2 protein-coding genes and 1 pseudogene are annotated in these 1225 nt (G+C 77.4%); 2 read left to right on the plus strand and 1 reads right to left on the minus strand.

Annotation, left to right across the window (positions count from 1 at the left end; all coding sequences use genetic code 11):
* Positions 1–289 (plus strand): annotated as a pseudogene (locus tag MRQ36_RS32920) (hypothetical protein); the annotation flags it as partial.
* Between the two features lie 4 nt (positions 290–293).
* On the opposite strand, the gene MRQ36_RS32925 reads toward MRQ36_RS32920, so the two are convergent.
* Positions 294–689, minus strand: a complete 396-nt coding sequence (locus MRQ36_RS32925) for a DUF2267 domain-containing protein (protein WP_242791390.1) — start codon at positions 687–689, stop codon at positions 294–296.
* A gap of 228 nt (positions 690–917) precedes the next feature.
* Here MRQ36_RS32925 and MRQ36_RS32930 point away from each other — a divergent pair.
* On the plus strand, positions 918–1225 hold a 308-nt coding region (locus tag MRQ36_RS32930; RefSeq protein ID WP_242801737.1), incomplete at its 3' end, for a hypothetical protein.

Consider the following 1225-nt stretch of genomic DNA (forward strand, 5'->3'; position numbering starts at 1 on the left):
GGGGGCCGGCGTCGAGGCGCGGCAGAGCGCCCTGGCCCACTTCGGCCGGTACGGCTTCGAAGCCGCCGCCGTCACCGCCGCGTTCGCCCTGGTCAGCCTCGCCCCCGAGGGGGTGGCCCGGACGGCGGAGCTGCGCTTCGGTCACCCGTACGCGGTGGTGGCGGTGGCCACCGACGAGCGGCGGGACGGCGCCGGGGTGTGGCACGGGGTGCCGGTCTTCTCCGCCTGGGTGGCCACCCCGCAGGAGCCGTCGGCCGACGACCTCGCCGACCCGCCCCAGGCCGGCTGACGGTTCACCCCTCGTACGGGGGGCGTGGGATCGGGTCGACCATCGCGTCGAAGCCGCGCGGCAACTGCGCCACCATGTCCTCGAACTCGCCGACGGTGACCGCCTCCCGCAGGGTGGTCAGCACCGCCCGTACGCCCACCTCGGCGACGGCCGGGTCCACCCCGGCCCGGTGGGCCACCCGGAACAGGAACTCCACCGACCCGCCGGTCGGGGTGTCGCCGGGCGGGGCGGCGAGGTAGCCGCTCAGCTCGTCCGGCAGTTGGGCGGCCAGGTCCTCGCTCTCGCCGCCGGTGATCCGCTCGGCGAGGGTCTGCAGCACCGCGCGGGAGATGGTGGCCGCCTGCTCGACGGGCAGCTCGGCACGGCGGGACACCGCCTCGACGAACCGGGGAAACCGCACGTCGCCCTCCTGTCCTCGCCGGCCCGCCCGACTCCGGGACCGGCGACGCGGTTACCCGCACCGCCCGTCGACAAACGGCCGGTGCGGGGCGCGGGCGGCCCCGATCGCCGACGGTCCGGGGTACGCCCACCGGCGTAGCCCGGACCGGCCGCTACGCCGCCGGCGGTAGCCGGGGTGACGCGGCCACGCCGACGACCCACCGGGGGCCGGCGGTGGATGCTGCGGTCCATGAGGGAGATGGCACGCGCGTACACCGTTCTGGGTCTGGTCGTCGGCGCCGCCGGCATCGGCGGGCTCTGGGCGGCGGGGGTGGAGTTCCCCGTCGCGATCCCGCCGGGGATCGTCATCCTGCTGGCCGGCGCGCTCGTCGTGGGCCTGGGCCGCCGCTGGTGGTGGTCACCGGCGGTGGGGGTGCTGCTCGGCCTCTTCGTGGCCGTCGGCTGGGCGGTGAGCCCCTCCGGCTGGGGCAACCTGACCGGCCGGGCGGGCGCCGCCGTGGCGGCCGGTCAGGCGGTCCAGCTGGTCGGGGTGCTCAC

The organism is Micromonospora sp. R77 (assembly GCF_022747945.1).
Taxonomy (GTDB): Bacteria; Actinomycetota; Actinomycetes; order Mycobacteriales; family Micromonosporaceae; genus Micromonospora.